Below are 6,917 nucleotides of genomic sequence, written 5' to 3'. Positions count from 1 at the left end.
TCGACGCGCCGGGCAACGCGCTCGTCACGCTCAACGATCCGGCCTACCCGCCGCGGCTGCGCGACCTGCACGATCCGCCGCCGCTGCTATATGTAAAGGGCCGTCTCGACCTGCTGCACGCGCGCGGTCTCGCCGTGGTCGGCAGCCGCCACGCGACGCCGCAAGGTCTCGCCGACGCGACGCGCTTCGCCCGCGAGCTGTCCGACGCCGGGCTTCCGATCGTGTCGGGCCTCGCGCTCGGAATCGACGGCGCCGCGCATCGCGGCGGGCTCGACGGCCGGTCAGGCACGGTCGCGGTGATCGCGACCGGCGCCGATCTCGTCTATCCGGCGCGACACCGTGCGCTCGCCCACGAAATCGCCGCTCACGGCGCGATCGTGTCGGAATGGCCGCTCGGCACACCGGCCCGCGCCGCACACTTCCCGCAACGCAACCGGCTGATCGCCGCGCTCGCGATCGGCGCGCTCGTCGTCGAGGCCGCCCCGCGCTCCGGCTCGCTGATCACCGCGCGGCTCGCGAACGAACTGGGGCGCGATGTGTTCGCGATGCCGGGCTCGATCCACGCGCCGCTCGCGCAGGGCTGCCACGCACTGATCCGCGACGGCGCGAAGCTGACGGCGGCGCCGCTCGACGTGCTCGAGGAGTACGGGCTGGGCGAACCGGCGGTTCGCGCGACGGGCGATGCATCGTGCACCGGAAATCAGCTCGCCAGCGCCGCCAACCTCCGCGGAACCGAGGCCGCTAGCGTCGCGCAGGCCGATCCGCTCGTTGCAACCGGCCCGCCGGCGCGAATCGAAGCATCGCCAGCGCGACCCCACAGCCCGTCCGAACAGGCCGTACTCGCCGCACTGGGATACGGCCCCGTCACCTACGAATGGCTTGCCGAACACAGCGGCCTGGCCGACGACGTGCTGCACGGCGCGCTGCTCGCGCTCGAGCTGGCCGGTCGCGTCGCGAGCGTCCCCGGCGGACGCTTCGCGCGCGTTGACGCAGCGCCCACCCCGGCCGCGCACGGCGTGCTACATTCCCCCGCATAGGGGCGGCCACGCCGCCGATGATATCCAAGGAAATCCATGCCCGCGCTGAACCTCGACACCGATGCGGATCGGATCGCCGAGCGCCTCGCCGATCCCGGCACGTTGCTCGTCGCCTGCCTGTGCGCCGAGTGGTGCGGCACGTGCCGCGACTACCGGACGGCCTTCGACCAGCTCGCCGACGCGCATCCGGACGCCTGCTTCGCCTGGATCGACATCGAAACGCATGCCGACCAGCTCGACGATCTCGACGTCGAGAACTTCCCGACGATCCTGATCGAAGATACCCACACCGCACGTTTCTTCGGCACGGTGCTGCCGCATGCGGCAATCGTCGAGCGGATGCTGTCCGACCTGAGTGCGGTACCCGGTGCGCCGCACGCACCGAAATTGCGCAACGTCCTGACCGTCGAAGCCTGAATTCACGAGCCGGCCCGGTGGTTTTGCGCCCGTTTGCGCGCGCCGCCGCGCCGGGCGCTTGCCGCCGTTGCAGGCCCCCTCTATGATGAGCCGCTTTTTGCACGCCGAGCCGCCGTCGCGTCGGCGTGTGCTATAAAGCGGTCGTTAAAGGGACCCACAACCGGCGAACCCGGTCTACCAACACACACCTGTCATGTCCAAAGCACTGATCATTGCGGAAAAGCCTTCTGTCGCGAACGACATCGCACGCGCTTTGGGCGGCTTTACCAAGCATGACGAGTATTACGAGAGCGACGATTTCGTCCTTTCGTCCGCTGTCGGCCACTTGCTGGAAATCGCCGCCCCGGAAGAGTACGAGGTCAAGCGCGGGAAATGGAGCTTCGCGCATCTGCCCGTTATCCCCCCGCATTTCGACCTGAACCCGATCGCAAAAAGCGAGTCGCGCCTCAAGGTGCTCACGAAGCTGATGAAGCGCAAGGACGTCGACCGCCTGATCAACGCATGTGACGCGGGGCGCGAGGGCGAGCTGATTTTCCGTCTGATCGCGCAGCACGCGAAGGCGAAGCAGCCGGTCCAGCGCCTGTGGCTGCAGTCGATGACCCCGCAGGCGATCCGCGACGGCTTCGCGAACCTGCGCAGCGACACCGACATGCAACCGCTCGCCGACGCCGCACGCTGCCGCTCGGAAGCCGACTGGCTCGTCGGGATCAACGGCACCCGCGCGATGACCGCGTTCAACAGCAAGGGCGGCGGCTTCTTCCTGACGACAGTTGGCCGCGTTCAGACGCCAACGCTGTCGATCGTCGTCGAACGCGAAGAGAAAATCCGCCGCTTCATCCCGCGCGACTACTGGGAAGTGAAGGCGGAATTCGCGTGCGCGGGCGGCTTCTACGAAGGCAAGTGGTTCGACCCGAAATTCAAGCGCGATGAATTCGATCCGGAAAAGCGCGACTCCCGCCTGTGGAGCCTGCCGGCCGCCGAAACGATCGTCGCCGCGTGCCGCGACCAGGTCGGCACGGTCTCGGAGGAATCGAAGCCGTCGACACAACTGTCGCCGCTGCTGTTCGACCTGACGAGCCTGCAGCGCGAAGCGAACAGCCGTTTCGGCTTCTCCGCGAAGAACACGCTCGGTCTCGCGCAGGCGCTGTATGAAAAGCACAAGGTGCTGACCTACCCGCGTACCGACGCGCGCGCGCTGCCGGAAGATTATCTGTCGACGGTCCAGTCCACGCTCGAGATGCTCAAGGAGAGCCACAACTACCTGCCGCATGCGAAGCAGGTGCTCGACAAGGGCTGGGTGAAGCCGAACAAGCGCATCTTCGACAACTCGAAGATCAGCGACCACTTCGCAATCATCCCGACGCTGCAGGCACCGAAGTCGCTGTCCGAGCCGGAACAGAAGCTGTACGACATGGTCGTGAAGCGCTTCCTCGCCGTGTTCTTCCCGGCCGCCGAATTCCGTGTCACGACGCGGATCACCGAAGTCGCCGGCCATCACTTCAAGACCGAAGGCAAGGTGCTCGTCGAGCCGGGCTGGCTGCAGGTGTACGGCCGCGACGCCGAAGGCGCGGATGCGAACCTCGTGCCGGTGCAGAAGGACGAGAAGGTGAAGACGGACGAAATCGCCGCCGTCGCGCTCGTCACGAAGCCGCCCGCACGCTATTCGGAAGCGACACTGCTGTCCGCAATGGAAGGCGCGGGCAAGCTCGTCGAGGACGACGAACTGCGCGAAGCCATGGCCGCGAAGGGCCTCGGCACGCCGGCCACGCGTGCGGCGATCATCGAAGGCCTGCTCGGCGAAAAGTACCTCGTGCGTGAAGGCCGCGAACTGATCCCGACCGCGAAGGCGTTCCAGTTGATGACGCTGCTGCGCGGGCTCGGCGTGAAGGAACTGACCGCGCCGGAGCTCACCGGCGAATGGGAATACAAGCTGTCGCAGATGGAGCGCGGCAACCTCGGACGCGACGCCTTCATGCAGGAAATCGCCCGCATGACGCAGCAGATCGTCAAGCGCGCGAAGGAATACGATTCCGACACGATCCCCGGCGATTACGCGACGCTCGAGACGCCGTGTCCGAACTGCGGCGGCCAGGTGAAGGAAAACTACCGCCGCTTCGCGTGCACGAAGTGCGAGTTCTCGATCTCGAAGATTCCGGGCAGCCGGCAGTTCGAGATTGCGGAAGTCGAGGAGCTGCTGCGGGAAAAGACGATCGGTCCGCTTTCCGGATTCCGCAGCAAGATGGGCCGCCCGTTCTCGGCGATCCTGAAGCTCTCGTTCGACGACGAGACGAAGAACTACAAGCTCGAGTTCGATTTCGGCCAGGATACGGGCGGCGAGGAAGGCGAGGCGCCCGACTTCTCCACGCAGGAGCCGGTCGGCGCGTGCCCGAAGTGCAAGGGCCGCGTGTTCGAGCACGGGATGAGCTACGTGTGCGAGCACTCGGTGGCCAACCCGAAGACGTGCGACTTCCGCTCGGGCAAGGTGATCCTGCAGCAGGAAATCACGCGCGAGCAGATGGGCAAGCTGTTGGCCGACGGCCGCACGGATCTGCTGCCGAACTTCAAGTCGTCGCGCACCGGCCGCAACTTCAAGGCGTTCCTCGTGAAGCAGCCGGACGGCAAGATCGGCTTCGAGTTCGAGAAGAAGGAACCGAAGGCTGCCGCCGCGAAGAAGACTGCGAAATCGGCGACGAAGGATGCCGAAACCGTGACGGAAGGTGCAGAAGAGAAACCGGCACCGGCTCGCAAGACCGCCGCGAAGACTGCAGCCACCAAGACGGCGGCTCGCAAGACGACGGCCCGCAAGACGGGCTCGTAACAGCCTGGACGCCGGGACGGGCTTTCTCCCGGCGCGTCCTGCTTCGGCAGGCAGCTATAAAAAAACGCGGATCGACTGCTCGATCCGCGTTTTTTCTTTGTGCCGGCGGTAACCGACGCCCGGTCGCCCGGGCCGTCGCGCCGTTACAGCGGCGACGGCGCCGCGACGCGCGTGCGCGGCGAACGCGGCAGGCGCGGCGACAGGTTCGGGTCGGCCGATTCCGGTTGCTCGGCACGCGTCTCGACACCGATCGGCGCGAGCGCGGAGCTCTGCGCGGCCCACTGCTCACCCATCGTCGCGTCGGTCGCGTGGCTGAAATGCTCGACGAGGTGGTCGATGAACGTGCGCACCTTCGCGGGCAGATGGCGCCGGCTCGGGTAAGCGATGTTGATCTCGACCTGCGGCAGCCGGAAATCCGGCAGCAACCGCACGAGCGCACCGCGCGCGATGTCGCTGCCGATCAGGTAACTCGGCAGGATCGCGACACCCATCCCGAGCAGCGCGAACTGGCGCAGCATCGCGGTGTTGTTCGCGACAATCACGTTGGTCGGGCGCACACGCACTTCGCCGTCCTGCCCCGTGAACACACGCTCGTCGCCCCAGTATTCGGTCGGCAGGCTCAGGCTCGGATGCTCGGCGAGATGCTCCGGATGGGTCGGCACGCCGTGCTTCTCCAGATAGCTCGGCGTCGCGCACACGGTCATGCAGCCGGTGGTCAGGCGCCGCGTGACGATGCTCGCGCTGCGCATCTGGCGCGTGACGACGATGCCGACATCGAAACCTTCCTCGACCAGATCGACCTGCCGGTCGACCAGCGTGAGATCCGGCACCACTTTCGGGAAATTCTCCGTGTACGACTGCAACACGGGCGCGAGGTTATGCAGGCCGAACACGACCGGCGCGACGATGCGCAGCGTGCCGACCGGCTCGTGATTGCGCGCGACGACCATCTGCTCGACGTCTTCCAGCTCATCGAGGATCTGGCGGGCACGCTCCAGATAGACCTGGCCTGACTCCGTCAGGGAAAGGCTGCGCGTGGTGCGGTTCAGCAAACGCGTGCCGAGCCTGCCCTCCAGATCGGCGACGTGACGCGTCGCGACCGCGTTGGAGATATCCATTGCACTCGCGGCCCGCGCGAAACTGCCGAGATCTGCAACCTTGACGAACACGCGCATCGACTGCAAATGATCCATAAACGACTCCTGCCGCTGTTACAACTTCAAAAAGATGAAGCAAATGCGTAATTCTCCTACGACAGCGGAAATGATGCAGAGTTGCTCAACAAGGCCCCGGTTGACGATAAAAATAGTCAAAAATCCTCGCCCTCTGCGGATAGTTGATCCAATTATTCCGATTGGGACAACAATTGGGTGAACCTCGTCGTGTAAGCGGCCGAATCAGGAAGGACGTATTTGATGCGACACAACAGCGCACCCATCTGCCCTTCCCGCGAGCGGCGCCGGGTCAGGCCGCCGCCAATTGCGGCGGAGCGTAACAACCTGTTAAAAAGACACCACGAAGGCGGCTGACATAGCATCATGTCGGCCCCGGCCGGGCGGGACGGGTGCGCGAGGTGCGCCGCCGCCACCGCCGCTTTCAACGCGCGACACCCGCTCATCATGAAAATTGCCATCCTCGACGACTACCAGGACGCCGTCCGCAAGCTGAACTGCTTCGAGATGCTTGCCGGCCACGACGTGAAGGTCTTCAACAATACGGTGCGCGGATTGGGACAACTCGCCAGCCGTCTGGCGGAAGTCGAGGCGCTCGTGCTGATTCGCGAACGGACCCCGATTTCGTCGCAACTGCTCGCGAAGCTGCCGAACCTGCGCATGATCAGCCAGACCGGCCGCGTGTCGAGCCACATCGATCTCGAAGCCTGTACCGATCGCGGCATCGCGGTGCTCGAAGGCACGGGCTCGCCGGTCGCCCCCGCCGAGCTGACCTGGGCGCTCGTGATGGCCGCCCAGCGCCGCATTCCTCAGTACGTCGCGAACCTGAAGCAGGGCGCCTGGCAGCAGTCGGGACTGAAGACGTCGGCCATGCCGCCGAACTTCGGCCTCGGCCAGGTGCTGCGCGGCCAGACGCTCGGCATCTGGGGCTACGGCAAGATCGGCCGGCTCGTCGCCGGCTACGGCAAGGCGTTCGGGATGAACGTGCTGATCTGGGGCCGCGAGCATTCGCTCGAGGCCGCGCGCGCCGACGGCTATACGGCCGCCGAAAGCCGCGAAGCGCTGTTCGAGCAGAGCGACGTGCTGTCGCTGCACCTGCGCATGCATGACGACACGCGCGGGATCGTGAAGCAGGAAGACCTGATGCGGATGAAGCCGACGTCGCTGCTCGTCAACACGAGCCGCGCCGAACTGCTCGAGGAAAACGCACTGGTCAACGCGCTGTCGCACAACCGTCCGGGGATGGTCGCGATCGACGTGTTCGAGAGCGAGCCGATCCTGCAGGGCTACAGCCTGCTGCGAATGGAAAACGTGATCTGCACGCCGCACATCGGCTATGTCGAGCGCGAAAGCTACGAGCTCTACTTCAGCGCGGCGTTCCGCAACATCCTCGCGTTCGACGACGGCGACATGTCGAGCGTTGCCAACCCGGAAGCGCTGACGCCGATCCGCAAGCGCTGACCGCGCGGGCTG

The 6,917-nt window shown here is 65.7% G+C and carries 5 protein-coding genes; 4 read left to right on the top strand and 1 reads right to left on the bottom strand.

Annotated elements, in window-relative coordinates; translation table 11 throughout:
* From dprA to DPV74_RS22475, 3 genes are all read left to right on the top strand, one after another.
* Positions 1–1,037: DNA-processing protein DprA (gene dprA, locus DPV74_RS22485; protein ID WP_119337983.1), on the top strand; the 1,037-nt coding region annotated here is incomplete at its 5' end.
* Positions 1,038–1,073: 36 nt separating this feature from the next.
* Positions 1,074–1,454: a thioredoxin family protein gene (locus tag DPV74_RS22480; protein ID WP_021159864.1), complete on the top strand. Its 381-nt coding sequence runs from the start codon at positions 1,074–1,076 to the stop codon at positions 1,452–1,454.
* A gap of 193 nt (positions 1,455–1,647) precedes the next feature.
* Positions 1,648–4,272: a DNA topoisomerase III gene (locus tag DPV74_RS22475; protein ID WP_060174254.1), complete on the top strand. Its 2,625-nt coding sequence runs from the start codon at positions 1,648–1,650 to the stop codon at positions 4,270–4,272.
* A 143-nt stretch (positions 4,273–4,415) separates the two neighbouring features.
* Here DPV74_RS22475 and DPV74_RS22470 read toward each other — a convergent pair whose 3' ends face one another.
* Positions 4,416–5,465 carry a LysR family transcriptional regulator gene (locus tag DPV74_RS22470; RefSeq protein WP_027788845.1) on the bottom strand — a complete coding sequence of 350 codons (1,050 nt, stop codon included), beginning with the start codon at positions 5,463–5,465 and terminating at the stop codon, positions 4,416–4,418.
* A gap of 426 nt (positions 5,466–5,891) precedes the next feature.
* Between DPV74_RS22470 and DPV74_RS22465 the strand changes: the two genes are divergently transcribed.
* Positions 5,892–6,905, top strand: coding sequence for a D-2-hydroxyacid dehydrogenase family protein (locus DPV74_RS22465; RefSeq protein ID WP_027788844.1), 1,014 nt, complete (start codon positions 5,892–5,894; stop codon positions 6,903–6,905).
* Positions 6,906–6,917: the final 12 nt, after the last annotated feature.

The sequence above is a fragment of the Burkholderia sp. HAN2018 genome (assembly GCF_024704855.1).
GTDB classification, from domain to species: domain Bacteria; phylum Pseudomonadota; class Gammaproteobacteria; order Burkholderiales; family Burkholderiaceae; genus Burkholderia; species Burkholderia cepacia.
This window is presented reverse-complemented; position numbering and strand designations above follow the sequence as displayed.

Coding starts and splice junctions, on each gene's coding strand:
- DPV74_RS22480 (WP_021159864.1), top strand. CDS start 1,074: ATGCCCGCGCTGAACCTCGACACCGATGCGGATCGGATCGCCGAGCGC.
- DPV74_RS22475 (WP_060174254.1), top strand. CDS start 1,648: ATGTCCAAAGCACTGATCATTGCGGAAAAGCCTTCTGTCGCGAACGAC.
- DPV74_RS22470 (WP_027788845.1), bottom strand. CDS start 5,465: ATGGATCATTTGCAGTCGATGCGCGTGTTCGTCAAGGTTGCAGATCTC.
- DPV74_RS22465 (WP_027788844.1), top strand. CDS start 5,892: ATGAAAATTGCCATCCTCGACGACTACCAGGACGCCGTCCGCAAGCTG.